The sequence below is a fragment of the Actinotignum sanguinis genome (assembly GCF_030230305.1).
In the GTDB taxonomy this organism is placed as follows: domain Bacteria; phylum Actinomycetota; class Actinomycetes; order Actinomycetales; family Actinomycetaceae; genus Actinotignum; species Actinotignum sanguinis.
Genome location: NZ_JASPCQ010000001.1, coordinates 26,091 through 51,752, shown reverse-complemented (window position 1 = coordinate 51,752; position 25,662 = coordinate 26,091). Strand labels below are relative to the sequence as shown.

The following is a 25,662-nucleotide window of genomic DNA, read 5'->3' as shown; positions in this document are numbered from 1 at the left end:
TCCGGATGCCCGTAACTAAATTTGTCTGACCTGCGCAAATATGCGGCTTTTAAGGGTGTTGGCTCTTTTCTTGGAGCCACCGGCGCAGTACTTTAACTTCCATGTGCGGAATTGTTGGGTACGCGGGCCCGCGCTCGCGAGCAGAACAGGGAAGAACAAACAGCGGTACACAGCGCGCCCTTCAGGTGGTCCTCGAAGGCTTAGCCCGCCTGGAATACCGCGGCTACGACTCGGCCGGGGTAGCGGTGGCGGGGCCGGAAGGCCTGCGTGCGGTCAAGCGTGCCGGGCGCCTCGATAACCTGCGCCACGCCCTTAGCGATACTCCCTTGCCACCCGCGCAGGTGGCCATCGGGCACACCCGTTGGGCCACTCACGGTTCGCCCTCCGATACCAACGCCCATCCCCATGTCTCTTTTGACGGGCGGGTTGCTATCGTCCATAACGGAATTATCGAAAACTACCGCGAACTCGCCCAGGCGCTCGCGGCGGACGGTATCACTCCCATCTCCGATACCGATTCGGAAATCGCGGCGCATATCCTCGCCCAGCAGCTGGCCGCGGTAGAGGCGACGGCCGCGGTAGAGGCGACGGCCGCGGTAGAGGCGACGGCCGCGGAGCCCACCACCGGCGCCACAGATTCAGGCTCGGCCCTCTTCCGCGCCATGCTCGCCACCGCGAATATTATTGACGGCTCCTTCACCCTTGTTGCTATCGACCGCGACCGCCCCGATACCGTGGTGGCGGCCCGGCGTAATTCCCCGCTGGTGATCGGCCTGGGAGAAGGGGAGAACTACCTGGGCAGCGATGTGGCCGCTTTTATCTCCGAAACCCAGCGCGCTCTGGAAGTGCCCCAAGATACCGTGGTGGAAATCAGCGCGGATACGGTGCGCCTCCTCGGTTTTGACGGCTCGCCGCGCGCGGGCCGGGAATTTACGGTGGATTGGGATGCTTCGGCAGCGGTCAAGGGTGGATACGCCACTTTCATGGACAAAGAGATCCACGAGCAGCCGCGCGCCGTCGCCGATACGCTACGCGGGCGCGTGGTCAACGATTCTCTTCAATTGGACGAGATGCGCATTAGTGAATCTGTGCTGCGCACCATCGATAAAATTATTGTTATTGCCGCGGGTACCGCTTCTTATGCTGGGCAGGTGGCCCGCTACGCCATTGAGCATTGGTGCCGTATCCCGGTGGAGGTGGAGCTCGCCTCCGAATTCCGCTACCGCGACCCGGTGGTGGGGGAGAAGACGCTCGTCGTCGCGATCTCGCAATCCGGGGAAACGATGGACACGATTATGGCGGTGCGCCACGCGCGCGAGCAGGGCTCGAAAGTCCTTGCCATCGTGAACACGTACGGCTCGACCATCGCGCGCGAATCCGACGCGGTGCTTTACACCCACGCCGGCCCCGAAATTGCGGTGGCTTCCACCAAGGCCTTCGTTGCCCAAATCACCGCCTCCTACCTGCTTGGACTCTACCTGTCCCAGATTCGCGGCAATAAATTCCGCGATGAAATCACCGGCTACCTCGACGAACTCGAACGCATGCCGGCGCGCATGGAAAAAATGCTCGCCCAGGAACCGCAGATCCGCGCCCTGGCCCGCGAGCTCAAGGGCGAAAACTCGGTGCTTTTCCTCGGCCGGCACGTCGGCTTCCCCATCGCGCTCGAAGGCGCCCTCAAACTCAAAGAAATTGCCTACGTGCACGCCGAAGGTTTCGCCGCTGGGGAACTCAAGCACGGCCCCATTGCGCTCGTGACCGAAGATCTGCCTATTTTCGTGATCGTCCCGACCCCGCGCCGCCCCGAGTTGCACGCGAAAACGCTCTCGAATCTGCAAGAGGTCCGTTCGCGCGGGGCACGAACCATTGTGGTTGCGGAGGAGGGCGACGACGCCGTGCGCGATTTCGCCACCTCGGTATTCTGGGCACCCCGCGGCACGCCCACCCTCATGATGCCGCTCGTCACCGTGATCCCCCTGCAGATCTTCGCCTCGGAGATGGCGGCGGTGCGCGGCTATGACGTGGATAAACCGCGCAACCTGGCTAAATCGGTGACGGTCGAATAGCTGGAACGGCGGGTGGCCGGTTGCGCGCCAGCTCCGGCCAAGGGCCGGCGCGCTCGCGGCTTCCCGCCGGCCCCGGCCACCCGGCGCTCACTTTCCAGTCACATTCACTTGGCCGGGCGTTAACCCGCGCTTCGTAGGGTGGCGGTGTCCTATTTCCCTCGGATGAAGGAACACCATGACCATATTCTCCCTTCGGCGTATGACCGCGTTCGGTGCGGTCGCGGTACTGGGCGCCGGCGTGCTCACCACGCCGGCTCATGCAGCGCCAGCCGACCACGTCACCATTGACATCGCGGCGATCTCCGATTTCCACGGCCATATCGAGAATGCGGCTGCCCTCGATTACCAGATTGATGAGCTGCGCAAGGCCAATCCGAATACCCTCTTCGTGGGCAACGGGGATCTGGTGGGCGGCTCCGCCTACGTTTCTTCGATCGCCAATGACCAGCCCACCCTCGATATTCTCAACGCCATGAAGCTCGACCTTTCCGGGGCGGGCAATCACGAATTCGACCAGGGCGTCAAGGATTTCGAGAACCGCATCGTACCGGCCTCCGAATTCCCGTGGACTTTGGCGAGTGTGGGCGGTATCGATACGGAAAAAATCGCTCCCTACACCGCTAAGACGGTTGGCGGAGTGCGGGTGGCTTTCGTTTCCGGTGTGACTGACGAGCTCAATACCCTGGTGTCTCCCACCGCGATTACCGGCTTGGATATTAAGGATCCCGTCAAGGCTGTGGATGCCCAGGCCGCGCTGCTCAAGGATGGGGACGAAAGCAACGGGGAGGCGGATATCGTCGTCGCCCTGATGCACGCCAATAATGCGGTAGCGGCAACGCTCGGAAGCGATGTGGACGCCGTCGTCGCCGGTCACACGCACCTCGCCGTGGATAGCGTGACCACGCCTTCGGGCGCGCCGGTTCTGGAAGTGGGCGAATACGGGCGCATGTACGGCCGTTACACTTTTGTGTACGACGCCGCAGCTAAGAAGCTCGTGAGTGCTCAGGCCGCCAATATTGCGATTGACTACAAGAACCCCGAGGTCCCCAAGTCAGCCGATATCGACAAGATGTACCAGGCTGCCGAAGTGAAAGCCAAGGAATTGGGCGCTCAGCAGATCGGGACCATTGAGGGAATCGCGAACCGTGGCACCAATAACGGGAACGATACCGGGGCGAACCGCGGGACCGAATCCTCGGCCGGCAATATGATCGCGGAAGCTTTCTACCAGTACTCTCAAGGCATGGAGAAAAAGGCCGATTTCGGCATTATTAACCCGGGCGGGATCCGTGCGGATCTAGACCCCAACGGGGACGGCATCGTCACCCTGGAGGAGTCCTACACGGTGCAGCCGTTCGGGAACTCCTATGCCACCGTGGATCTGACCGAAGCGCAGATCTACACCATGCTCGAACAGCAGTGGAATGACAAGGAAGGCGCCTCGCGGCCCATGCTGCGCCTCGGGCTCTCCTACAATATGCATTACGTTTTCGACGCCGCGGCGGATGCCACCCCGGGCCAGCGTGTCAAGGCCGTCTACATCAACGGTGAGAAACTGGATCGGGAGGGTAAGAAGGTCTATACCGTGGCCTCCAACCAGTTCATCCTGGCCGGCGGTGACGGCTTCACGGTGCTGGGCGAAGGTAGCAATTACGCCGATACCGGGCTTATCGATAACGATGTATTCAACGCGTTCCTCAAGGCCAATCCCGGCTACCAGATCCGCTATAACCAGACCTCGGTGGGCATTACCGGGGAAGATGCCCTGCGGGCGGGTGCAAGCGCGGAGCTGAGCTTCTCCTCGCTGGCCCATACCTCTACCGAACCCAAGGGTGAGAAAGTCACCGTCTACCTCAACGGGGTGGAAGTTGGTAGCGCGGCGCTGGACACCACCGTCACTCCGGCTCTTGATAACACCGGCCGGGCCACCGTGCAGGTCGTGGTTCCAGCCGATGCGCCCGCGGATTCCGTGCTGCGCGTGGTGGCCGGGCCCACCGATGTGTCCTTCCAGGTGGCCGTTGCTCCCGCCGCGGTAACGCCGGATCCGGGTACTCCGGAACCGACGCAGCCGAGCAAGCCGGAACCGACGCAGCCGGAACAGCCCGCGAAGCCGGGTGCTGCGGCGGGCAACCGCTTCATCGCCACCAATAACTGGAACTCGGGAGCCGGCAGTATCGACACCGGCTACGGGCGTTCCGGGGAAGACTTCATTTACGGGGACTGGGATGGTGATGGCGTGGATAGCCTCGGCGTTGTGCGCGGTAACCAGTTCCTCCTGACTAACGGCTTCTCCGGGAACGCTACCGAGGTATTTGCTTTCGGGAAGGCCGGTGACCGGGTGCTCGTGGGGGATTGGAACGGCGACGGTCGAGACACCGTAGCCGTGGTGCGTGGAAACACCATTTACGCGGTGGATTCCCTGCGCGGCGGCGTGGCAGACCACGTCTTCACTTTCGGGCGCCACGGGGATACCTACCTGGCCGGCGATTTCAATGGCGACGGCCGTGACGAAGTAGCGGTCCAGCGCGGTAATACTTTCTTCGTGCAGGATTCTCTGGGAGGGGCGGCCTCGGCCACCTTCTCCTTCGGCCGTGCCTCGGATATCGCCCTGGTGGGTGATACTGATGGCGACGGAAAGGACACGATTGCGGTGGTCCGCGGTAACGCCTACTACCTGGCCGGGTCCTTGAGCTCCGGCCCCGCCAGCGCGGTGTACTCCTTCGGTAAGCACACCGATGCGCATCTCCTGGGTGACTGGAATGGCGACGGCGTAGATACTCCGGCCGTCCGCCGAGTCCGTTAAGGGGGCGCTCCCACGCTGCTAGCCCGCGGGCTGGCGTGGCTCCTAGGTGAGTCCGCCGGCCTGCGGGCTAGTTGTATATAAGCCGCGGGCACGCTCGTGAACTGGGAGTTTGCAGCTGTGCCCGGGGGCGGGGTACACGCGAGCTGTGTTGATTTTCGCGTGCCGGCCGCATTGGAGTTATCAGCTAGGCGCGATAACATGGGAAAATGGATTTCGTGAACGATTTTGCTCCTCTTGCTCTAACCTATGACGATGTGTTGCTTGTTCCGCAACCAACTGATGTTATTCCTTCCGAAGTCGATACCTCTTCCCACCTGACCCGCAATATTGTGCTGAAAACCCCCATGGCTTCCGCGGCTATGGATACGGTGACGGAGCGCGATATGGCTGTTGCGATGGCACGCCAGGGCGGTATTGGGATTATTCACCGTAATCTTTCCCCGGAAGATCAGGCCCAGCAGGTTCGCGAGGTTAAACGTTCCGAATCCGGTATGATCACCGATCCGGTGACCGTTGCTCCACATGCCACGATCGCCCAGCTTGATGCCCTGTGCGGGCAGTATCGAGTTTCCGGCCTTCCCGTGGTGGATGAGCAGAAGCATCTGCTCGGCATTATTACCAACCGTGATTTGCGTTTCGTTCCGGAAGATGAATATGCCACCACTCGGGTTGAGGATGTTATGACCCGCATGCCGCTGGTCACCGCACCCACGGGAGTGTCCCGCGCGGATGCGCGGGCGCTCCTCAAGAGCCACCGGATTGAAAAGCTGCCCCTTATTGATGAGGATGGGCGCCTCACCGGCCTCATCACCGTCAAAGATTTCGTTAAAACCCAGCAGTACCCCAATGCGTCGAAGGATTCCCAGGGGCGCCTCCTCGTGGGTGCGGGCGTTGGCTACCTGACCGATTCTTGGGAGCGGGCCGGGATGCTTGCCGATGCGGGTGTGGACGTGCTCGTGATCGATTCAGCGAACGGGGAAGCGAAGCTTGCCCTCGATATGATTCGCCGCCTGCGTGCCGATTCTGGTTTCGACGGCGTGGAGATTATCGGCGGAAATATTGCTACCCGCTCGGGTGCCCAGGCGTTGATCGACGCCGGCGTTGACGCGGTCAAGGTTGGGGTGGGCCCCGGGTCCATCTGCACCACCCGCGTGGTGGCCGGTGTGGGCGTGCCGCAGGTGACCGCTATTGTTGACGCGGCGCGCGCCTGCAAGCCGGCCGGTATCCCGCTGATCGCGGACGGTGGCCTGCACTGGTCCGGGGATATTGGCAAGGCCATCGTGGCCGGTGCGGATACGGTTATGCTCGGTTCGCTCCTGGCTGGCTGTGTGGAAACTCCCGGCGAGGTTATTTTCGTGAACGGCAAGCAGTACAAGCACTTCCGCGGCATGGGCTCCCTGGGTGCGATGAGCTCGCGCGGCAAGAAGTCCTACTCCAAGGATCGCTACTTCCAGGCCGATGTGACCTCCGATGCGAAGCTCATTCCGGAAGGCATCGAAGGCCAGATTCCCTTCCGCGGCCCGCTGGCTTCGGTGCTTTACGAATTGGTGGGCGGCCTGGGCCAGACCATGTTTTACTCGGGTGCCTCCACCATTGCCGAACTCAAGGAAAAGGGCCGCATGGTCCGCATGACCGGAGCCGGCCTCAAGGAATCGCATCCTCACGACGTGGAGATGACTGTGGAAGCCCCGAATTACTCCGGGCTCAAGTCCTAAAGGCGCCTAGCCATACATAGACTTCCGGTGGGAACCACCGCGAGTGGCATGGCTGAAGGCGGTAGTGAGGGCCGGGAACACACTGATATGTTCCCGGCCTTCCCTATGCGCCGCAAGGTACGACGCCGCAACCCGGCTTCTTGCATGGTTGGGTGACGCGCGTGGCCGAATTGTGCGTGGTCCGGTAGGAAGAACCCTGCGAACTACACACGTGGCTGGGTTTAGGCGCGCGGGACGGGCCAGCCTTCCTTGGGGCCATCCGAGCGGCCTACCTTGCGTAAAAATTCTTGGAATTCGCGTTCGGCCGCGATCTGGATATCCACGATTTCCCGCAGCTCTTTTTCCCGCAGCTGGGGGAAGCGCTCCAACATGGCTCCCAATACCCGGAGCGTGGCCACCACATCCGCTTCCGCATTATGGAAAGAATCATCCTGGAATACCCCGTAGTGCATAACGAGGTTTTCCAGGCGGCGCTTACCCTTCCGGTAGCGATCCACCCCGCGATCTAGCAGGTAGGGGTCAATAACCGGGAAAATATCCCCGCCGAGGCGCTGGCTGAGGGTGGGGAGCCCGTGGCGGGCCAGTTCACTTTCGAGCAGCGTGAAATCATAGGAGGCGTTAAAAGCCACCACCGGTTGGCCGGCCGCTAGCTGTGCCCCCAAAACATCTGCGATTTCACCGAGAACTTCCGTGATGGGCCGGCCTTCCGAACGTGCCTGCTCCGTGGTGATGCCGTGCACCCGGCTGGCCGCCTCCGGAATATCTACCCCGGGATCTGCCAACCAATACTGCCGTGAGCTGCCCTCACTATCCACCCGCACGAGCGAGCAGGTGACGAGGCGATCACGCCGGGGATCCACCCCGGTTGTTTCTGTATCAAAGCCGATAAGCGGCAGCGTGGTCCACACGGTTCTTATCCTTTCCGCGGCCCGCGCCGCGCTTCTGTGCTGGTGCTTTGTAGTCTAATCGGCCCCTACGACATAAAAATCGGCGCTTACCACACCAAAATAAGCGCTGGCAGCCATATCGCATTTCCAGGGCTGTTTCAGCTTAAGTTACTCTAATAGGGAGCTGACGAATTGGCTCTGAGCTGCCCGGTAGGAAAGGAACGCTATGCAGTTCGCGGTGTTATCCGAGAATGACTATAACGACTATATGGCCACGCAACGGTGTTTCCTCTCCCAAACGGTCAGCTACGGGCGGGTGCGCCAAGCCGAAGGCTACCGGGTGGAATACGTGGGCGTACGCGACGAAACCGGCACTGTTTGCGGTGCCGGCCTCATTATGTATCAGCCCTGGAAGAAGATTTTTACCCGGGCTTCCCTCGCCTACGGGCCCACCTTGGATTGGAGCCAGCGCGAGGTAGTTGCCGCTTTCTTCAGCGGGCTCAATCGGCATTTCGCTTCCCAGTCGCGCCTGCTCACCGCTCGGATTAACCCGATTCTGGCGCGCCGCTGGTACACGGACATTACGCCCGTTGAGGATAACCCGGTTGCCGGCACGGTCTCCCAAGCCCTCGAACGCGATGGCTGGCGCCACCTCCCTTACGAATTCGGGGAGCGCTCCGATATTCAATTGCGTTGGATCTACACCAAAACCATCTCCGGGATGAACTTCGAGGAAGCCAAAGCCACGCTTGCCAAGGGACTGCGGCGTCGTTTCAATAACGAAAACCGCTACGGGGTGCAGACCCGTTTCCTCGGGCCGGAAGACTTCGATGTTTTCGCCCAGCTTTACGCGAGTACCCGGGACCGCACGGACGGAATGCCCGCGCTTTCGGCCTCCGCGGTGCGTTTCTACCGCGATCTCATGGCGGATATGGGCCCCGAACGCGCGCTGCTCGCGGTGGCGTACGTGTCTCCGCGCCGCTACCTCGACCAAATTGCCGCCGAACGCACTGAGGTGCACGAGCGGATTGAGGTGCTGCGCGGGCGCAAAGAAACAAAAGCACGCGAGCGGGAACTTGAGCAGGCCGCCCAGCGCCTAGAGGTGCTTGACGGTCAGGAAGAAATGGCGCGCGAAACCCTGGCCGAGCGCGGCGACGCGGAGATTCCCTTCAATGCCGCACTCGGATTCCGGGTCGGTTCCGAACTCATTTTGCTGCTGGGCGGGATGGATAAAACACTGTCCGCCTACGCGCGCGATTACCCGGTGGAGCGCGCCATGTTCAAATACGCCTGCGATGAGGGCCTGGATACCTACAACACTTTCGGGATTTCCGGTGACTTTTCGGAGGATGCGGATGATGCCAATATCCTCGCCTTCAAGCGCTGGCTCAACGGGCAGGTCGAGGAATTCGTGGGCACCTACGAAAAGACGTTCGCCCCGCGTTTCCTCGCGCGCGTGCTCGGAGCTGAAACCAGGTAGGTGCGGCCCGAGCCGCGGCGGGCGCGGGCCGGTAAAGTGGAGGGCGTGAGCGAAATCGAGATTGGGCGCGGCAAACGCGCGCGGATAACCTATACCCTGGACGACGTCGCGATTGTGCCCACCCGGCGCACCCGCGACGTTCGCGAAGTCTCTACCGCCTGGCAGTTAGACGCCTACCACCTCGATATCCCGGTGCTCAGTGCCCCCATGGATTCGGTGGCCTCCCCGGATATGATGATCCGCCTGGGGCGCGCCGGAGGATTGGGCGTGGCGGACCTCGAAGGTCTGTGGACCCGTTATGAGAACCCCACCCCGCTGTACGAAGAAATTGCGCAGCTGGCTCCCGAACACGCCACCGCGCGGCTCCAGCAGGTCTACGCGGAACGCCCCATCGATACCGGGCTGGTGCGTTACCGGGTCGCCCAGCTGCGGGCAGCCGGAATCACCGTGGCCGGGGCCTGCTCGCCGGGGCACGCGAAAGAAATTGTGCCGCCGGCCGCCGATGCCGGCCTGGATCTCCTGGTCATCCGCGGGACCACGGTGAGTGCCGAGCATGTATCTACCACCCGTGAACCGCTCAACCTGCGCGGTCTTATTTACGATCTTGATATTCCGGTGCTCGTGGGCGGGGCCGTCACCTACCAGAGCGCATTGCATCTCATGCGCACCGGCGCGGCCGGGGTGCTGGCCGGTTACGGGGGAGGGGCCGCTTCCGCGACGTTGCGTACCGTGGGGATCGCTGCCCCGATGGCGACGACGATTGCCGATATCGCGGCCGCCCGCCGTGACTACCTTGACGAATCGGGCGGGCGCTACGTGCATGTGATTGCGGACGGCTCGGTAGGTAGCTCCGGGGACCTCATTAAAGCCCTCGCTTGCGGAGCAGACGGCGTGATGCTCGGAACTATTCTGGCGCGGGCCAGCGAAGCACCCGGGCGTGGCTGGCACTGGGGACCGGAAGCCCGCCACCCTCGCCTACCCCGCGGGGAACGCGTATGGGTGGGCACCGCGGGAACCCTGGAAGAAATCCTCACCGGTCCCACCTCAAGCGCCCGCGGGCACACCAATATTATGGGGGCGCTGCGTCACGCTATGGCCGCTAATGGTTACTCCGATTGCAAGGAGTTCCAGCGCGCTCAAGTGGTGGTGCGCGCCCACTAGCGCCGGGGCCGGGCGCGCAGGGTTAAGCGCGCACGCGCCCCGTCAAGCTGTATGCAGCCAGGCCCGGACCGCTCAGAGCACCACGATTTACTGGGCGTGATAGCGGTATACGTTGGTATCCCGCGCCTCGAAACCGCAGCGCCGGTAGAGCCGGTTGGCAGCTTCGCGGCTGGGCCGGGAGGTCAGATCCACCGATTTCACCCCGAGCCGGGCCGCGTGCGCCAGGGCGGCTTCTACGAGTTGCTGGCCGGCGCCGTGGCCGCGGGCGGCGTCGTCCACCACCACGTCCTCGATCCAGGCGCGCGTTCCGGTGGGGATCTGGAAAGTCACGAGGGTGAGCATCCCGAGGATCGGGGCGCCTTCTTCCACCCGGTACACCAATTGGTAGACCCCGGGCTGGGCGAGCAACTGCGCGGCGGTGCTACGTGATAATGGCGCGCTACTCGAGGAAAGCTGGGGGATGAGGCGCTGGCAGGCCGCCAGGAAATCCTCGGTAACGGTTTCTTGCAGGGAAATCATGCGTCCTCCGTGGGGATAGTAGCCAGATCGGCCAGCCAGACCCGGCTGGTGGCATCGGACGGCATCCGCCAATCCCCGCGCGGGGAGAGCGAGCCACCCGAAAGGATCTTCGGGCCGTTCGGGAGAGTGGAACGTTTGAATTGCTGGGAGAAGAAACGGCGGTAGAACAGCTCCATCCACGTCTTGATCTCCGCCAGGTTATAGGTGTGGCGGGCATCGCCCTCAATACCTTCCGGCCAGAAACCGCGGGAGGCATCGCCCCAGGCTTCCCGGGCCAGGAAAGCAATTTTCGAGGGCCGGAAACCGTAGCGCAGCGCGAAGTAGAGGGTGAAATCTTGGAGTTCGTAGGGGCCGATTTTCTCCTGGGTGGATTGCAGCGCCCCGCCCGCATCCGCGGGAACCAGCTCCGGGGAAATCTCCGTATTGAGAATATCCGTGAGGGCCTGCGCCGCCGCGCCGGCCAGGAAGTCCTGGCGCGCCATCCAGCGCAGCACGTGCTGCATAAAGGTTTTCGGCATCCCGGCATTGACATTGTAGTGACTCATATGGTCACCCACCCCGAAGGTGCACCACCCGAGGGCCAGTTCCGAAAGATCCCCGGTACCCAGCACGATGCCGCTGTGGAACCCGGCCAGCCGGAATAGGTAATCGGTGCGCAACCCGGCTTGTACATTCTCGAAGGTGAGGTCATAGACCGGCTCGCCATTCGCGAAAGGATGGCCCATATCGGCCAACATCTGGCGGGCCGCCGGGCGAATATCGATTTCTTCCAGCGGCACCCCCACGGCCTCACACAGCGCATAGGCATTGTTCTTGGTGTGCTGCGAGGTAGCGAAACCGGGCAGGGTATAGGCGAGGATATCCGTGCGGGGGCGCTCCATAAGATCCATGGCCCGGCAGGCCACCAGCAGCGCATGGGTGGAATCCAGCCCGCCGGACACCCCGATAATCACCTTGGCGGAACCGGTGGCCCGCAGCCGGGTGATAAGTGCGTAAACCTGGATGGAAAAAGCCTCAAAACAATCGCGATCCGGATTGCGTTCGCTACCTCCCATAAAGGGGAAACGCACCACTTCGCGGTGCAGGCGCTGCTGCGCCGGGGCAACCGCGCTCATATCCGGGATACCGGCCGTGAAATTAATGGTGCGGAAAGAATCCGCCCCGGGATCGGTGTAGGCATCGCGTTCGGTTCCTTGGGTGAGCGCATTGTCATTAAAGGAGCCGTTGCGCTGGCGTTCCTGGCGGATACGATCCAGGTCAATATCGCCCAGGGTGGCGCTATGGCCAGCCGAGAAACGCTGCCCGGCCGCGATTTTTTCCCCGCACTCGTAGATAACGGTTTGGCCATCCCAGGCTAGATCGGTGGAGGATTCCCATTCCCCGTTCGCCGCATACACGTAGGCGGCTGCGCAGCGTGCCGAGGCTCCCCGAATAAGGAGGTCACGGTCATCTTCACGCCCCACCGTGACCGGGGAACCCGAAAGATTAACGAGCACCTGCGCCCCGGCCAGGGCCGCGCGCGCCGAAGGCGGGATAGGCACCCACATGTCCTCACAGATTTCCACGTGGAAACTGAAGCCCGGGATATCACTGGCGGAGAAAATCAGATCCGGGCCGAAGGGAACGGTATCCCGCCCGAGCGTATAGGCCCAGGCTTCCTCGGTTTGCGCTAATTCGGCCTTCGCTTCCTCGGAAAGCCCGGTGCTCCAGGCGGCATCCGTGCGCACACCCGGTAGCTCGATTGACGCATTCCGCAGTCCCGCCCCGGAAGCGAAATGCCGCTTCTCGTAGAATTCCCGGTAATTGGGGATATAGGACTTGGGAACTACCCCGAGCACATTCCCGTGGTGGAGCACAACCGCGCAGTTGTAGAGGCGGTTGCGCCAGTGCAGCGGCGCCCCCACGATAAGGGCCGCATCGAATTCCACGCTTGCCGCGCGTACGGTTTCCAGGCCATCCAGGGTGGCGCGCAGCAGCGCATCCTGGAGGAATAGATCCTCCGCGGAATACCCGGTGAGGCTCAGTTCCGGGAATACGGCCAGTGCCGCTCCCCGCGCGCTCACCTCCCGGGCCGCAGCAATAATGGCCTGGGCATTGCGCTGCGGATCGGCCAGCACCACTTCCGGGGAGCAGGCGGCCACGCGCACAAAACCGTGACTGTAGATCGAGGAAAAATCGCTCATGGGTCTAGTCTGCCATTGCCTGCGACACGCAGGAATCGTCAAATTCAGATTCGGGCAGGTCAAGCTGTGCGCGCAGCGAATCAAAAACCCCGCGGTGGGTGATTTTCCCACCGCTGATATTCACGCCGCTAGCGAAACCGGGATCCGCGCTGGTGGCCGCGCGCCACCCCTGGCCCGCCAGGCGCACCACGTAGGGGAGTGTCGCCGTCGTGAGAGCTTCTGTGGAAGTACGCGGAACCGCGCCGGGCATATTGGCCACGCAATAGAAAATTTTGCCGTCCACCGTGAAGGTCGGCTCATCGTGGGTGGTGGGATGGGAATCCTCAAAACATCCGCCCTGGTCAATGGCAATATCAACGAGCACGCTGCCCGGGCGCATCCGCTCCACCATCGCGGAGGTCACCAGTTTCGGGGTGGAGGAGCCCGGCACCAGCACCGTGCCGATAACCAGATCGGCATCCGCCACCTGCTCCTCAATGGTTTGCGCGGTGGAAGCCAGGGTGGTGAGCATTCCGGCGTGGCGCATCTCCAGCTGGGCGAGACGCTCAATATTAATATCCAGGATCGTGACATTCGCACCCATCCCGGCGGCCATAACCGCGGCGGATTCCCCGGCGATGCCCGCCCCGATAACGGTCACCTTGCCCTTACGGGTCCCGGCCACCCCGCCGATAAGAATTCCGGCCCCGCCCTGCGCGTCGAGGAGGTAATGCGAACCCACAATGGGGGCGAGTTTGCCGGCCACCCGGCTCATGGGGGCGAGCAGCGGCAGCGCGGCGCGTTCGCGCACGGTCTCATAGGCGATGGCGGTGGTGCCGGCATCCAGGAGCGCGCGCGCCAGTTTCGGCTGGGAGGCCAGGTGCAGATAGGTGAAAAGCACCAGGTCTTCACGGAGGTATCCGTATTCTTCCGGTTCGGGTTCCTTGACTTTGAGAACTGCATCGGCGCCCCATACCTCGGCTGCTGCGGCGCAGATCCGTGCCCCGGCGGTAGCGTAGGCGGCGTCGGCGCATCCGGAGGCCGCCCCGGCTCCGGCCTGGACCAGCACCGTGTGCCCGGCCGCGGTGAGTTCGCGCGCACCGGCCGGGGTGAGCGCGACCCGGTATTCGTTATTCTTCAGTTCTGTGGGAACGCCAATAATCATGTGCTTAGTCTACGGTGCGGCCTGCCGCTGCTCCTAGGTAGGAACGACGACGGCGCTGCGGGACGCGCGTCACCGCGCGCCCCGCAGCGGGTTCCCGCTTCCAGCCCTTCCAGCTAGAGTCGCACCAAATGCAGCCGCCCGGTGGAGCGCCGCGCCAGCGCCCAGCTCATCACGGCGCAGGTGCCGAAGATCAGCACGAAGGCGATCATCGCCATAAATGCCTTGTTGGCGGTGAGGAATTCGGAGATGCCGGCGGAATCGCCCACCCGCTCAATCCAGTGTGCGAAGTCCGTGCCGGTGCGCGCGGCCCAGGCGCTGAAACTCTCCCAGTGGGGCAGCCAGAGGCGGCGAATAAATCCGCCCAGGCCCGTGATGCCGATGAGGTAGCCCACCAGGGAGAGCCCGGCAAAGAAGGCGATGACCACCAGGGCTGCCCGGCCTAGTGTGCTCAGCGACCAGCGTAGGAAGAAGGTGGTGAGAAGAACAATGGTGAAGAACAATGCTAGAACACCGGGCCACATGGGAATGAGCGTGAACCAGATGCTGCCGGATTCCATCGCGTTCCCGTTCATCAAGGTGGCGCCATCGAGGAGCCGGGAACCGTTCCCGCTGCGTATCAAGGTGAACGCGATGAGGAGGAGCACGGCGGTGATCGCCAAGTATTCGGCACTCATCCGCGCGGCCGCACGTGCCAGGGTGGTGAAGAACTTCCGCCGCGTGGTACCTGCTTGCAGATGAGCACGCATGGAAATCGTGGAGAGCATTGCTACCATGGCCATTCCGCAAGCCAAGCAGATCCACGTCAGCATAATCCAGTTGAGGAAATCGTGATCGACACCTTCGATAGGCATATGCGGGAGGTTACTTGTGGCCAGGGCTAGTGCAGTAATGAAAATCAGGGTGCACCCCGTGATCAGCCACAGAGTCCGGTAGAAATAGGAGAAAAGGCCGCGGTATCCGATAACGCGCCGAGCGGTCAGATCAATGGCGGAATTGACGCGGTGATACAGCTTAATCATGATCGACTCCAATCTGGGTGCGGGTGGGTTCCCCGGTGGCAGCCACCGTGCCGGCCGGCGGGGTACCGGGCCGGGGCGCGTGGCCTGCCAGCGGGCGTGCCAGGCGTTCGCGTTGGGCGGGGGAGAGCGTCGTCGTTACGAGCACATCGGTGAGGGAGGCGAGGCTATCCGTGGAATGGCGCGCGCGAACCTCATCGGCGTCACCGGCTTCCAGGAGCTTGCCGCGGTGGAGGAAAACCACGCTATCGACAAGATTTTCCACTTCCTCAAGCAGGTGGGAGGAGAGGATGATTGTGCGCGGATGTTCAGCGAAATCACTGAGCAGTACCCGGTAGAACAGTTCGCGCATCACCGCGTCCATCCCCAGGTGGACCTCATCGAATACGGTAATGGGGCAGCGCGCTGCCAGCCCCAAAATCGCGGAGAAAAGGGAGCGCTGGCCTACCGATAACCCATCGACAGTCCGGGAAGGATTCAGTTCAAAAAGCTCGAAAAGCTCCCGGGCGAAATCCTCATCCCAGGTGGGGCGGGCCATGCGCCACAGATCCATGGTCAGGGTGAGCGGCGAGCCGGAAAGAGCCTCCACCCGCGCGGGAATATAGGCGACCCCGGGCATGACTTCCGGGTTCTCATCCACCGGATGCCCGTCAATAAAGATTTTCCCTGTGGCGCGCCCGTGGCTGCGCCATATCGGGAGGAGCCCGGCGATGAGCATCCCGAGCGTGGACTTGCCTGAGCCGTTGCGGCCAAAGAGGCCGGTGATGGTGTTATGACCGATCTCCACGCTGAGGTCATCGAGGGCGCGGCTGCCGCGCCGGTAGCTGAAATTCAGGTTCTCGATACTAATCATTGGTTCTCCTCCCAATAGGTCGAGACGAGTGCGGAAATTTCCGCCGGGCTCAGGCCCAGCACCCGGCCCGCGGCCAGGGCCGGGGCGAGGGTGTCACTCAGGTAGGTGGCGCGCCCGCGTTCGCGTAAGGCCGCCTGGGCGCTCGCGGTGACGAACATGCCGATGCCGCGGCGTTTTTCCAGGATTCCTTCCTCTACGAGGAGGGAAAAAGCTTTGTTCGCGGTGGCGGGATTAATGCGGTAGGTAGTGGCGTATTCGGTGGTAGACATGACCTTTTCTCCGGGCCCTAATTCGCCGGAAAGAATACGACGACGCAGATCTTCGGCGAGTTGCACATAGATAGGCACCGCTGAACTGAACTCCATCGCATCCTCCCTTCTTGGTTAGTTACATAACTAATGAACCACAGAACTAGGGAAGATGCAAGTTTGCGGGTGTGTGACGCGGGTCTCTTCGGCGGGGTTGAAATTGCTTTAGGCTAATGTCACGTTTGGAAGGAATCCCTGTTGAAAATTGGTTTACTGGGAGCGGGTCGCGCCGGGCTTATGCACGCGCGCATTCTCGCCCACCGTGTTGATGAACTTGTTATTGCCGAACCGAAGCCGGAGCGCAGTGCCGCCGTCGTCGCAGAACTCCAGGGTGAGGCTGCAACTCGTGCCCGTATCAGTGAAGCAAGCGTGGACGCCACCCTCGCTGATCCCACCCTGGACGCCCTTGTCCTCACCAGCCCCACGGATGTGCACGCCGAGCAGTTACTGCGCGGCATGGACCTGGGGATCCCCATGTTTACCGAGAAGCCGGTATCCACGTCGCTGGCCTCGACCCTGCAGGTGCGCGCGGCGGCCCGCGAGCGCGGGGCCCGCATCCAGGTTGGTTTCCAGCGGCGCTTCGACACCGCCTACACCCGGGCCCGCGCGGCGGTGCGCGAGGAAAGCCTGGGTCAGCTGCGGCGCCTGAGCATGGGAACCATGGACCAGGCCCCGGCCGCGCGTGAATTCTTGGCGGCTTCGGGTGGCATCTACATCGATTGCCTCATCCACGATTTCGATATGCTGCGCTGGGTAACCGGGCGGGAAGTCATCGAAGTAATGGCTTTCGGCACCGACCTGGGCCTGCCTGATTTCCGCGATTTCGCAGATGTATGCGAAACAGCAGCGGTACTGCGCCTGGAAGGCGATGTGCTGGCCACCGCGCAATCCTCGCGTTTCAACGGCCACGGTTACGACGTGCGCATGGAACTGCACGGAACCAAGGAAACCCTCGCGGTTGGTTTCGATAGCAAACTGCCCGTGCGTTCCCTTGAGGATGGGGTTTCCTATCCGCAAGAGCCCGCCTGGGTGGATTTCATCGCCCGCTTCGCCGCGTGTTACGAACGTGAAATTGAGGCGTTCTTGGAGGTAGTTGCGGGTAGCGGGGAGATTCCCGCCACGGTCGACGACGCCGTCGCCTCCCTACGCATCGCGGAAGCTGTACGGTTATCGCAACGCGAGCACCGGGTGGTTTCCCTGGCCGAAATTGAGGGCTAAAGCATGGATTTGCGGCTCGACGCGAGCGCTTTCGACTACAGCTTCGTGGTGCTCTACCTGGTGCTGGTCCTCGTCATCGGCGTGGTTACCCGGCGCAAGGTGAATACTTCGGAAGATTTTTTCCTCTCGGGGCGCTCCTTGCCCGCGTGGATCTGCGCGCTGGCTTTCCTCTCCGCGAATATCGGGGCGGTGGAACTCATCGGGATGGCGGCTTCCGGTTCCCAATACGGGCTACCGACGGTGCACTACTACTGGATCGGCGCGGTGCCGGCCATGGTTTTCCTCGGGCTCATCATGATGCCCTTTTACTACGGCTCGCGGGTGCGTTCGGTTCCCGAATATCTGCGTTTGCGTTTCGACCGGCCCACCCACCTCTACCAATCGGTGATTTTCTCAGTGGCTACCATCCTGGTGGCCGGGATTAACCTCTTCGCCCTCGCGCTTCTCATTAATGTGCTCATCGGGGTGCCGCTATGGGCCTCGATTATTATCGCGGCCGGTGTGGTGCTCGTGTATACGGTGATGGGCGGGCTCACCGCCACCATGTACAACGAGGTTTTGCAATTCCTGCTCATCGTTGCGGTGCTCACCCCGCTCACCATCGCCGGGCTGGCGCGGGTGGGCGGGCCGGGTGGTCTGATCGCCGCACTCAATGAGACCCAGGTACTCGGCCCGAACGGCCTGGATGTGTGGGGTGGAACCGGGCTCGGTAACACCACGAACCCGTACGGGAATTGGATCGCGCTGCTGCTGGGGATGGGCTTTGTCAATTCCTTCGGGTACTGGACCACGAATTTCACCGAGGTGCAGCGGGCGCTTTCCGCCAAAGATATGCGTTCGGCACGGCTGACCCCGATTCTCGCGGCGATCCCGAAAATGTTTTTGCCGCTTATTATTATCGTGCCCGGGCTTATTGCCGCGGTCCTCATCCCGCAGCTGCACACCGGAGAGATCACCCATAATGAAGCTTTCCCGGCCCTTATGGGGGAGGTACTCCCGCACGGGCTGCTGGGCATGGCCCTCGCCGGGCTCATTGCGGCCTTTATGGCCGGGATGGCGGCGAATGTTTCGTCTTTCAATACTGTGGTTACCTACGATATTTGGGAAACTTACGTGCGCCCGGGCCGGCGCGATACCTACTACATTAAAATCGGGCGGCGCCTGACGATCATCGGGGTGCTCATCGCCGTCGGGGCGGCGTTTATTGCCGCGGAATTCTCCAATATTCAGGACTACACCCAGATGCTGCAGTCCATTTTCAACGCTCCGCTGTTCGCCACGTTCATTATGGGAATGTTCTGGGCGCGTATGAGCCCGCAGGCCGGGCTGTGGGGCCTGGTGGCGGGCGCGGCCGGGGCCGGGTTTATCCAGCTTGGTTACGCAAACGGGCTGCTGGACTTCAATTCCTCCCAGGCGGCCTCCTTTACGGCTTCCGGTATTGCTTTTATCGCTGATTTCATCGTTTCGGTGCTCGTCACGAAAATGACGCGCCCCAAGCCGATTGAGGAACTCGACGGGCTGGTGTGGGGCCGTGTCAAGATGGATATTAAGGGCGCGCGCCCGGCCCCCAAACTGCACGAAGCCCGGGTGGCCGAAGCCCGCGAACGTGCCCTCACCGGCGAAAAACTGCACTGGTGGGAAGAGCCGCTTCCGCTGGGTATCGCGGTGCTGACGGTGTGCGCGGTGCTCAATGTGGTGCTGTAAATGAAGGGACGCGACGATATGAACGACGACGCAGCGCGGCGGAGCGCCGCGCGCGCGGGCGGGGCGGACTCGAGCCACGTGGGTGCGGCAAACGCGAGCCATGCGGGCAGAGAAAACGCGAGCCATGCGGGCGCGGCGGCGGAGGCGCAACTACCCGAGGCGCGCCTCGGGCGGCTCTCGCTTTTTGACCTGCGCACCTGGATCGCCATCATGTTCGGGGTTTTCGGCATCATGCTGGCCGGCTACGGGCTCTTCTTCGTGACCGAGGAAGATCTGGCCAAAGCCGCGGGCATCAACCTCAACCTCTGGACCGGTCTAGCGATGATTATTGTGGCGATCTTCTTCGCCGCTCGCAGCGCCGCGGCCCCGCAGGTACTTTCCGAAGCCCTCGGATCGCGGCTGCCGGATGAGGAGACGGAGCCCACCGCGCCGCGGGAGAGCTAAGATAATGTGCAAGCCTAACGACTACGTCAGGGGACACTTATGACCATTGCGGTTGCCTACAAAATTGCCGGTGATCCACGTTCAGCGCACGTTTTGGATTCCGGTGTGGTGGATTGGAGCGGCGCGCGCCTCTCCATTAGCGACGACGACGCCGTTGCCATGCGGGCAGCGCGGGAACTCGGCGACGCCCTGGGCACCGAGGTTGTGGGTATCACCCTGGGCCCCGACTCCATCGGCACTCCGGCGCTGCGCAAGAACGCGCTCTCCAAAGGTCCGGATCGCCTCCTCGTGGTGAGTGATGATGCCACCACCAGCTGGAATTCCACCGCGGTGGGGGAGGCCCTGGCGCGGGTGGTCCAGCGCGACGGCACCATCACCGCACTCATCACCGGTCCGGGTTCCACCGACGAAGGCTCGAAGATGGTTTCCGGCGTTATTGCCGGGGCGCTGGGCTGGCCGTCTTTCCAGGATGTTTCAGCCATCACCACGGCGGGAGAGGATCTTCTCCTCACCCAGCACACCGGCGGGCAGCGCCGCGAGGTGCGCGTGACCGGCCCGGTGGTCATCGCGGTGACCTCCGATGCCGCGGCTGTCAAAGTCCCGGCCATGAAGGATATCCTCGACGCCGCCAAGAAACCCGCGCAGCTTCTCACCGCCGCCGACCTTGGCGATATGGAAGGGCGTACTCTTGACCCCATCGCGCGTGCGGTTCCGCCCGTCCAACCTCGGCTTCACCAAATCCTTGACGGTCCCGGCGCCGTGAGCGAACTTGTGGGAATTCTAGATCGGCGCGGCCTGCTCCCCACCGCTGGTTCCACCGGTATTTCTGGCGACGACGCCGCCCTTCAGGCCGCCGGCACTCCCGCGGCAGAGGCATCGGCGGCTACCGGCGCGGCCCCGGAGCACGCGGTATGGGTGATCACGGCCGGCGCTGCTATTTCGCCTTTCCTTCCGGCCCTGCGCCGCTACGATGCAGTTCATGTGCTCGCTCTTGTCCCCGAAGGTGACATGGCTTCGGAAAGTGCGCAGCTGCCCGCCTTCCCGGATGCGACCAGCGTGCAGGTCATCACGCACGCCAGCGATGTGCCGCCGGAGGCCCTGAGCGCGGCGCTTACCGAGCTCGTGGATGCCCAACCCGGGGATATTGTGCTGGTTCCTAACGAGCCGAGCGAACGCGCGCTGGGCGGGGAGATCGCCGGCCGGCGCGGCTGGCCCATCCTCACCGATGTGCGGGAAGTCAGCGCCGCGCACGTGGTCAGCGGGCGTTTCGGTGCGATCTCCCTAGAAACTTACGCGCGCGCGGGAGTGACCTTCGTGGGCGTTATCGGATCTCTGCCCGGTACGGGAGCCTGCTCCGGCGCTGCCGCGGGATATGGAAATGCGCTTCGCGCAGGTGATGCTCCGGTAGCGGAGGTAGCGGCCCCGGCCGGCGCGATAGCGCCGGCGCGGATCACGGTAGCCGAAGCGGAAGATGTGTCCGAGCGGCGCTTGGCCACCGCCACCCGGGTGGTAGGTGCCGGTCGCGGTTTCGCCGCCAAGGAGGACCTGCGGCTCTTCCATGAGCTTGCCGAGGTTCTGGATGCCGCGGAAGGAGCAACCCGCCCGCTGGCCGAAGGGGATGCGTGGCTTCCGCGTGATTCCTACGTTGGGCTTTCGGGCACGGTTATCGCCCCGGATTTGTATATCGCCATCGGTATTTCCGGCCAGCCTCACCATACCGCGGGAGTCACGGATTCCGGCGTGATCGTGGTGATCAATAATGATCCCGAAGCGGAAATGTTCGAATTCTGTGATTACGGAATCGTTGGGGATCTCTACACGGTGCTTCCCGAGCTTATTACCCTCATCCGCAAGCGGGTAGCGGCCCCGGCCCCCGAAAGCCGGTAGCTGCCAAAAAACTGAGCGTTACCCAGGTTCCGGAAATAGGTGGTTGCGGGCTAGAAGTTGTCCACAGAATCTCCTAACGCCACCTTTGTCCACAGAGCGCCGAATAGGTCTATGCGGTGCCTCCACGTCATGCGAGAATGACGGAGAAGGAAGGTACCGACCTGGAACTCTGTGACTGAAGGAGCGGCACATCATGACTACACATCCGTACCGTTTGTCTTTCCCGGACCGTGTTTACAACTCGCTTGAAGATGTTCTCAAGCGCAAGGAAGAGATCTTGCGTGAAGTGAGAATGACTCGAGAAGAATTCGATCGGCGCGCTGATAACTACCAGCTCGGACCGGAAGAATCTGACGCCTACTTCGAGATGAAGGGCCTAGATTACTTCGAGGAAGTGTGCCGTGGTGAACGAATACTTAAATAAGCGTGCCGATGAATTTGCGGCGCACTTACAGTCGATTGGGGAGCTTCTCGACCCCGAGTTTTCTGTCGTGAAGCAAACACTTATGCAAGAAGAGCCTCCGACAATGATATTGTCGGGAAGTATTTACGCTGGTAGTTTTCTCATTGTCCGCTTCGATTACGCGGTTTTTCTCAATCCGGAGACCGGTCTTCTTACCGTTGAGGAATCAACGTTCTCGGTCATCCGGGGAGCAAAAAGTAGTGAGCCTTTGGTGCGTTGGGATTATATTCGCTCGCCACGCTCGAATATTCCCTGCGCGCATGTCCAGGTACATTCCCATCGTGATGAATGGACACATGCTTTACTCCTGGGCGGTAAGAATTCCCGGCGCTCGCGCCGGCGCATCAAGAATGAGGCTCGCACTCCCCGTATTGCCGATGTTCATTTCCCGGTAGGTGGGCGCAGATTCCGGCCCTGCTTGGAAGAAATCCTCCTTTTTGTTATTGACGAGTTCGGGGTGGCATGCACACCGGATGCCCGGGCAGCACTCCAGCAAGGCATGCGGGAGTGGGAGGAGAGCCAGGTGCGGGCCGTGGTGCGTCATAATCGCGCCATTGCACTCCAAGCCCTCGGCATGGGAGCGGTCCCGGCCTCCGAAAGCCGGTAGCTGCCAGGAAAACGGTAGCGGAGAGCAGCCTCGCCCCCTCGGGTATGGGGGCAGCCTTGGGTAGCAATCATTGCTTGATAAGCACAGAGCCTAATAAGCGGGGGGGGGAGTAACCGATCCGGTTACTCCCCCCCGCTGCGTCGTCATACCCGAAAGTAACGGGCGCGTGCCTAGACGAGCGTCATGGCCTGCTGAGCGATGGCCAGCTCCTCATTGGTGGGAACCACGAGCACATGCACCGTGGAATCCTCCGTGGAGATCTCACGCGCGTTCTTCGAGCGCGTGGAGTTCTTTTCGGCATCGTACTTGACACCGAAGGGAGCCAGGCGATCAAGAACTTCCTTGCGGATAATATCGTCATTCTCACCCACACCGGCGGTGAAGGTCAGGGCATCCAGGCCGCCAAGAATCGCGGTGTAGGAGCCGATGTACTTGACGATACGATGAACGTAAATATCCACCGCTTCCTTCGCGTTCTTATCTCCCTTTTCCACCATGGCATGCACGTCACGCAGATCGGAGGAACCGGTCAGGCCGGCCATACCGGACTGGCGGTTGAAGAGCTTATCGATTTCATCGATGGACATCTTCGCTTCGCGAGCCAGGTGGAAGACGGCGGCCGGATCGATATCACCGGTGCGCCCACCCATAACGAGGCCCTCCAGCGGGGTCAGGCCCATCGAAGTTTCCACCGCGCGGCCCGAATCCACCGCGGAAACCGAGGCGCCGTTACCGATATGAAGCACGATCTGCTTGAGATCATCGCGACCGAGGATCTTTGCTACCTCACCGGAAACATACTGGTGCGAGGTACCGTGCGCGCCGTAGCGGCGGATCTCATACTTATCGGCAATCTCGCGGTTGAGGCCGTAACGAGCGGCCTCTTCCGGCAGGCTCTGGAAGAAGGCAGTATCGAAAACCGCCACGTGCGGGACGTTGGGGAGCAGGCGCTGCGCCACCTTGATGCCCTCCAAGGCCGGCGGGTTGTGCAGCGGGCCGAGCGGCTGGAGATCTTCGATCTTCTGGCGCACCTCATCGGTAATGAGGGCCGGGCCATCGAAGTACTTACCGCCCTGAACCACGCGGTGCCCGACGGCGCGGATGGAGCCGTCATGCAGGGACGGGCCGGCGGCGTCGAAGAACTCGAGCACCTTCTCCATGCCGACTTCGTGATTGGGAATGGGGCCTTCCCATTCGCGCACGTCCTCGCCGTGTTCGTGCTTGACGTGGCCGGAGGGCAGGCCGATCTGCTCCACGAGGCCAGAGGCGAGTTCCTCACCCGATTCGGGGTCCACGACCTTGTACTTGATCGAGGAGGAGCCGGAATTAATTACGAGAACGGACAAAATGATCTCCTTGTGTCTGTGACCGGGTGGACGCCCACCCCTATAACTTCAGTGTAATGCCGGGTGCAGCTTATTCCTGCGCCTGGATCGCGGTAATCGCCACGGTATTGACGATATCCTCCACGAGCGCGCCGCGGGAAAGATCGTTGACCGGCTTATTGAGGCCCTGGAGCACCGGGCCCACGGCCACCGCACCCGAAGAACGCTGCACGGCCTTGTAGCCGATATTGCCGGCATTCAGATTCGGGAACACGAATACCGTGGCGCGGCCGGCTACCGGCGAATCAGGCAGCTTCTTCTTCGCGGCCGCGGCATCCACCGAAGCGTCGTACTGGAGCGGGCCGTCAATAAGAACGCCCTCGGGGGCGAGGCTCTTCGCGAGTTCCGTGGCTTCGCGCACCGCATCCACATCCGGTCCCTTCCCGGAGGTACCCGAGGAGTAGGAGAGCATGGCCACGCGCGGCTCAATGCCGAATTGCTGGGCGGTGCGGGCCGAATCAATGGCGATGCCGGCCAGCTCTTCCGGGGTGGGATTGGTGTTGACCGCGCAATCGGCGTACACGTAGACGCGATCATCCATGAGCATGAGGAAAGCACCGGAGACAGTCTTTGTGCCGGGCTTCATCTTGATGGTCTGGAAGGAAGGAACAATGGTATTCGCGGTGGTGTGGTTCGCGCCCGAAACCATGCCATCGGCGTCCCCCATGTAGACCATCATGGTGCCGTAGTAGGAAGGATCCTTCATCTTCTCCACGGCCTGCTCGTAGGTCACGCCCTTCTTGGCGCGCAGTTCGGCGAACTTTTCCGCGTAGCGGCGCACCCGCTCCGGGTCATCCAGGGAAATAATCTCCGCGCCGGACACATCCACCCCGAGCTCAGCTGCCCGGGCAAGAACCTCATCCTTTTCCCCGACCAGCGTAATATCTGCGATATCGCGAGCCAGGATCTGGGCGGTGGCTAGCAAAATGCGGTCATCTTCGGCTTCCGGCATAACAATGCGCTTCTTTGCCTTGCGGGCCCGGGCCGCTAGAGATGCCTGGAAGGACAGCGGGGTAATAACCGAGGATTCCTCTTCCATCGCGGCAACGAGGGTGGCCCGGTCCGCTTCGCTGAAGGAACGCGCCTCGCCGTCGGGGAGATAAATAGTAGGAATGCCCAGGTCACGCATGGTAGTGGGCACGGTGTCATCAGCGTCCACAACAATGAGGGCGCTCAGGGTTCCGTAGCGATCCGCGATTTCCTTCGCGGAAAGCTGGGCAACAACCTCCACCTGCGCGGCATTGCGCTGGGCTGCCGAGACGGCAACGATGCCGGTGGTTCCCAGGTTGGCGATGGTGCGGCCGGTACGCGAAAGCATCCCGGGATTAATGGGGTCCCCATCCAGAATGCCGAGGATGAGCACCGCATCGAAGTTCTGGGCGTAATCGGTGTAGCGATTCACCAGCTGGGTCATGGCTTCTTCTTCGTCAGCCACGTAGGCCTGCCGGCTCGAACCCCAGGCGATATCGCGATCCTCGCCCCGGCCAACCTGGTCGAGCAGCTGAAGGAAGGCGGAGTCATTTTCGATATTTCCGTTGGTGAACGCCCGGAACACCCCGACGTTCTTGTAAGTGGAGGTGAGTACATCAACGTAGGCGCTGGCAACCGCCTGGGTGCCCGCATTGCCTTCTACCGCGGTGAAATATACGCTGTAGGTCACTTTCTTATCCTTCCGGCCCCTGCGGACCCTTGAAAAAATAGGCGTATCCACGCTGGGATATCCCTTCAAATAATCTCACATCTTGCGGGCAGATGTGCATGCCCAGCTCAGTCCCGTGCGCTCGGATGTGCGCCGTCGTTCTTCCGCGGTGACGAAGGT

Annotated in this window: 20 protein-coding genes; 11 read left to right on the top strand and 9 right to left on the bottom strand. The window is 62.1% G+C overall.

The features are described from left to right. Window positions 1-101: 101 nt before the first annotated feature. The 3 genes from glmS (at window position 102) to guaB (ending at window position 6,584) form a co-directional block, all read left to right on the top strand. The gene (glmS, locus tag QP828_RS00205) at window positions 102-2,066 is read left to right on the top strand and encodes a glutamine--fructose-6-phosphate transaminase (isomerizing) (RefSeq protein ID WP_274778480.1); all 1,965 of its coding nucleotides are present in this window, start codon (window positions 102-104) and stop codon (window positions 2,064-2,066) included. Between the two features lie 175 nt (window positions 2,067-2,241). Next, window positions 2,242-4,869, top strand: a complete 2,628-nt coding sequence (locus QP828_RS00200; protein WP_274733298.1) for a 5'-nucleotidase C-terminal domain-containing protein — start codon at window positions 2,242-2,244, stop codon at window positions 4,867-4,869. A 206-nt stretch (window positions 4,870-5,075) separates the two neighbouring features. Then, the gene (guaB, locus tag QP828_RS00195) at window positions 5,076-6,584 is read left to right on the top strand and encodes an IMP dehydrogenase (protein WP_274733296.1); all 1,509 of its coding nucleotides are present in this window, start codon (window positions 5,076-5,078) and stop codon (window positions 6,582-6,584) included. Window positions 6,585-6,805: 221 nt separating this feature from the next. On the opposite strand, the gene QP828_RS00190 is transcribed toward guaB, so the two are convergent. Then, the gene (locus QP828_RS00190) at window positions 6,806-7,492 is read right to left on the bottom strand and encodes an exonuclease domain-containing protein (protein ID WP_274733294.1); all 687 of its coding nucleotides are present in this window, start codon (window positions 7,490-7,492) and stop codon (window positions 6,806-6,808) included. A 205-nt stretch (window positions 7,493-7,697) separates the two neighbouring features. Between QP828_RS00190 and QP828_RS00185 the strand changes: the two genes are divergently transcribed. After that, entirely contained in the window at window positions 7,698-8,951 is a 1,254-nt protein-coding gene (locus QP828_RS00185) for a lipid II:glycine glycyltransferase FemX (protein ID WP_274733292.1), read from the top strand. A gap of 45 nt (window positions 8,952-8,996) precedes the next feature. Further along, complete coding sequence (locus QP828_RS00180; RefSeq protein ID WP_274733290.1) at window positions 8,997-10,112, top strand: GuaB3 family IMP dehydrogenase-related protein; 1,116 nt, start codon at window positions 8,997-8,999, stop codon at window positions 10,110-10,112. 87 nt (window positions 10,113-10,199) lie between these two features. Here the strand turns inward: QP828_RS00180 and QP828_RS00175 are convergent, their stop codons facing one another. The 6 genes from QP828_RS00175 to QP828_RS00150 form a co-directional block, all read right to left on the bottom strand. Continuing rightward, complete coding sequence (locus tag QP828_RS00175) at window positions 10,200-10,631, bottom strand: GNAT family N-acetyltransferase (RefSeq protein WP_274733289.1); 432 nt, start codon at window positions 10,629-10,631, stop codon at window positions 10,200-10,202. After that, entirely contained in the window at window positions 10,628-12,814 is a 2,187-nt protein-coding gene (locus QP828_RS00170) for an NAD(+) synthase (protein ID WP_274733288.1), read from the bottom strand. Before QP828_RS00170 ends, QP828_RS00175 begins: the two co-directional genes overlap by 4 nt. A gap of 4 nt (window positions 12,815-12,818) precedes the next feature. Beyond that, the gene (gene ald, locus QP828_RS00165) at window positions 12,819-13,958 is read right to left on the bottom strand and encodes an alanine dehydrogenase (protein WP_274733286.1); all 1,140 of its coding nucleotides are present in this window, start codon (window positions 13,956-13,958) and stop codon (window positions 12,819-12,821) included. Between the two features lie 113 nt (window positions 13,959-14,071). Continuing rightward, window positions 14,072-14,977 carry a hypothetical protein gene (locus tag QP828_RS00160; RefSeq protein ID WP_274733284.1) on the bottom strand — a complete coding sequence of 302 codons (906 nt, stop codon included), beginning with the start codon at window positions 14,975-14,977 and terminating at the stop codon, window positions 14,072-14,074. Beyond that, window positions 14,970-15,827, bottom strand: coding sequence for an ATP-binding cassette domain-containing protein (locus QP828_RS00155; protein ID WP_274733282.1), 858 nt, complete (start codon window positions 15,825-15,827; stop codon window positions 14,970-14,972). The genes QP828_RS00160 and QP828_RS00155 overlap by 8 nt, the downstream gene beginning before the upstream one ends. After that, the gene (locus QP828_RS00150; protein WP_274733280.1) at window positions 15,824-16,192 is read right to left on the bottom strand and encodes a GntR family transcriptional regulator; all 369 of its coding nucleotides are present in this window, start codon (window positions 16,190-16,192) and stop codon (window positions 15,824-15,826) included. The genes QP828_RS00155 and QP828_RS00150 overlap by 4 nt, the downstream gene beginning before the upstream one ends. Window positions 16,193-16,333: 141 nt before the next feature. Here QP828_RS00150 and QP828_RS00145 point away from each other — a divergent pair, with 141 nt between their 5' ends. The 6 genes from QP828_RS00145 to QP828_RS00120 all read left to right on the top strand — a co-directional run bounded on the left by QP828_RS00145 (window position 16,334) and on the right by QP828_RS00120 (window position 22,458). Continuing rightward, complete coding sequence (locus QP828_RS00145; RefSeq protein WP_274733278.1) at window positions 16,334-17,353, top strand: Gfo/Idh/MocA family oxidoreductase; 1,020 nt, start codon at window positions 16,334-16,336, stop codon at window positions 17,351-17,353. Between the two features lie 3 nt (window positions 17,354-17,356). Next, window positions 17,357-19,057, top strand: coding sequence for a sodium:solute symporter family protein (locus QP828_RS00140; protein ID WP_274733277.1), 1,701 nt, complete (start codon window positions 17,357-17,359; stop codon window positions 19,055-19,057). Continuing rightward, a complete protein-coding gene (locus QP828_RS00135) occupies window positions 19,058-19,501 on the top strand; it encodes a hypothetical protein (protein WP_274733275.1) in 444 nt (147 codons plus the stop codon). It begins immediately after the preceding gene. Window positions 19,502-19,540: 39 nt separating this feature from the next. Beyond that, entirely contained in the window at window positions 19,541-21,388 is a 1,848-nt protein-coding gene (locus tag QP828_RS00130) for an FAD-binding protein (RefSeq protein ID WP_274733273.1), read from the top strand. A gap of 193 nt (window positions 21,389-21,581) precedes the next feature. Then, window positions 21,582-21,812, top strand: a complete 231-nt coding sequence (locus tag QP828_RS00125; RefSeq protein ID WP_274733272.1) for a hypothetical protein — start codon at window positions 21,582-21,584, stop codon at window positions 21,810-21,812. Window positions 21,813-21,915: 103 nt separating this feature from the next. Then, a complete protein-coding gene (locus QP828_RS00120) occupies window positions 21,916-22,458 on the top strand; it encodes a hypothetical protein (protein ID WP_274733270.1) in 543 nt (180 codons plus the stop codon). A 170-nt stretch (window positions 22,459-22,628) separates the two neighbouring features. Here the strand turns inward: QP828_RS00120 and QP828_RS00115 are convergent, their stop codons facing one another. Next, the gene (locus tag QP828_RS00115; RefSeq protein ID WP_126134734.1) at window positions 22,629-23,804 is read right to left on the bottom strand and encodes an acetate/propionate family kinase; all 1,176 of its coding nucleotides are present in this window, start codon (window positions 23,802-23,804) and stop codon (window positions 22,629-22,631) included. Between the two features lie 70 nt (window positions 23,805-23,874). Further along, the gene (pta, locus tag QP828_RS00110; protein ID WP_274733268.1) at window positions 23,875-25,503 is read right to left on the bottom strand and encodes a phosphate acetyltransferase; all 1,629 of its coding nucleotides are present in this window, start codon (window positions 25,501-25,503) and stop codon (window positions 23,875-23,877) included. Window positions 25,504-25,662 lie beyond the last annotated feature (159 nt).

Excerpts from the sequence above, each read along its gene's own strand:
- glmS (WP_274778480.1), top strand. The coding sequence starts at position 102 with ATGTGCGGAATTGTTGGGTACGCGGGCCCGCGCTCGCGAGCAGAACAG.
- QP828_RS00200 (WP_274733298.1), top strand. The coding sequence starts at position 2,242 with ATGACCATATTCTCCCTTCGGCGTATGACCGCGTTCGGTGCGGTCGCG.
- guaB (WP_274733296.1), top strand. The coding sequence starts at position 5,076 with ATGGATTTCGTGAACGATTTTGCTCCTCTTGCTCTAACCTATGACGAT.
- QP828_RS00185 (WP_274733292.1), top strand. The coding sequence starts at position 7,698 with ATGCAGTTCGCGGTGTTATCCGAGAATGACTATAACGACTATATGGCC.
- QP828_RS00175 (WP_274733289.1), bottom strand. The coding sequence starts at position 10,631 with ATGATTTCCCTGCAAGAAACCGTTACCGAGGATTTCCTGGCGGCCTGC.
- QP828_RS00170 (WP_274733288.1), bottom strand. The coding sequence starts at position 12,814 with ATGAGCGATTTTTCCTCGATCTACAGTCACGGTTTTGTGCGCGTGGCC.
- ald (WP_274733286.1), bottom strand. The coding sequence starts at position 13,958 with ATGATTATTGGCGTTCCCACAGAACTGAAGAATAACGAATACCGGGTC.
- QP828_RS00160 (WP_274733284.1), bottom strand. The coding sequence starts at position 14,977 with ATGATTAAGCTGTATCACCGCGTCAATTCCGCCATTGATCTGACCGCT.
- QP828_RS00155 (WP_274733282.1), bottom strand. The coding sequence starts at position 15,827 with ATGATTAGTATCGAGAACCTGAATTTCAGCTACCGGCGCGGCAGCCGC.
- QP828_RS00150 (WP_274733280.1), bottom strand. The coding sequence starts at position 16,192 with ATGGAGTTCAGTTCAGCGGTGCCTATCTATGTGCAACTCGCCGAAGAT.
- QP828_RS00140 (WP_274733277.1), top strand. The coding sequence starts at position 17,357 with ATGGATTTGCGGCTCGACGCGAGCGCTTTCGACTACAGCTTCGTGGTG.
- QP828_RS00135 (WP_274733275.1), top strand. The coding sequence starts at position 19,058 with ATGAAGGGACGCGACGATATGAACGACGACGCAGCGCGGCGGAGCGCC.
- QP828_RS00130 (WP_274733273.1), top strand. The coding sequence starts at position 19,541 with ATGACCATTGCGGTTGCCTACAAAATTGCCGGTGATCCACGTTCAGCG.
- QP828_RS00125 (WP_274733272.1), top strand. The coding sequence starts at position 21,582 with ATGACTACACATCCGTACCGTTTGTCTTTCCCGGACCGTGTTTACAAC.
- QP828_RS00120 (WP_274733270.1), top strand. The coding sequence starts at position 21,916 with ATGATATTGTCGGGAAGTATTTACGCTGGTAGTTTTCTCATTGTCCGC.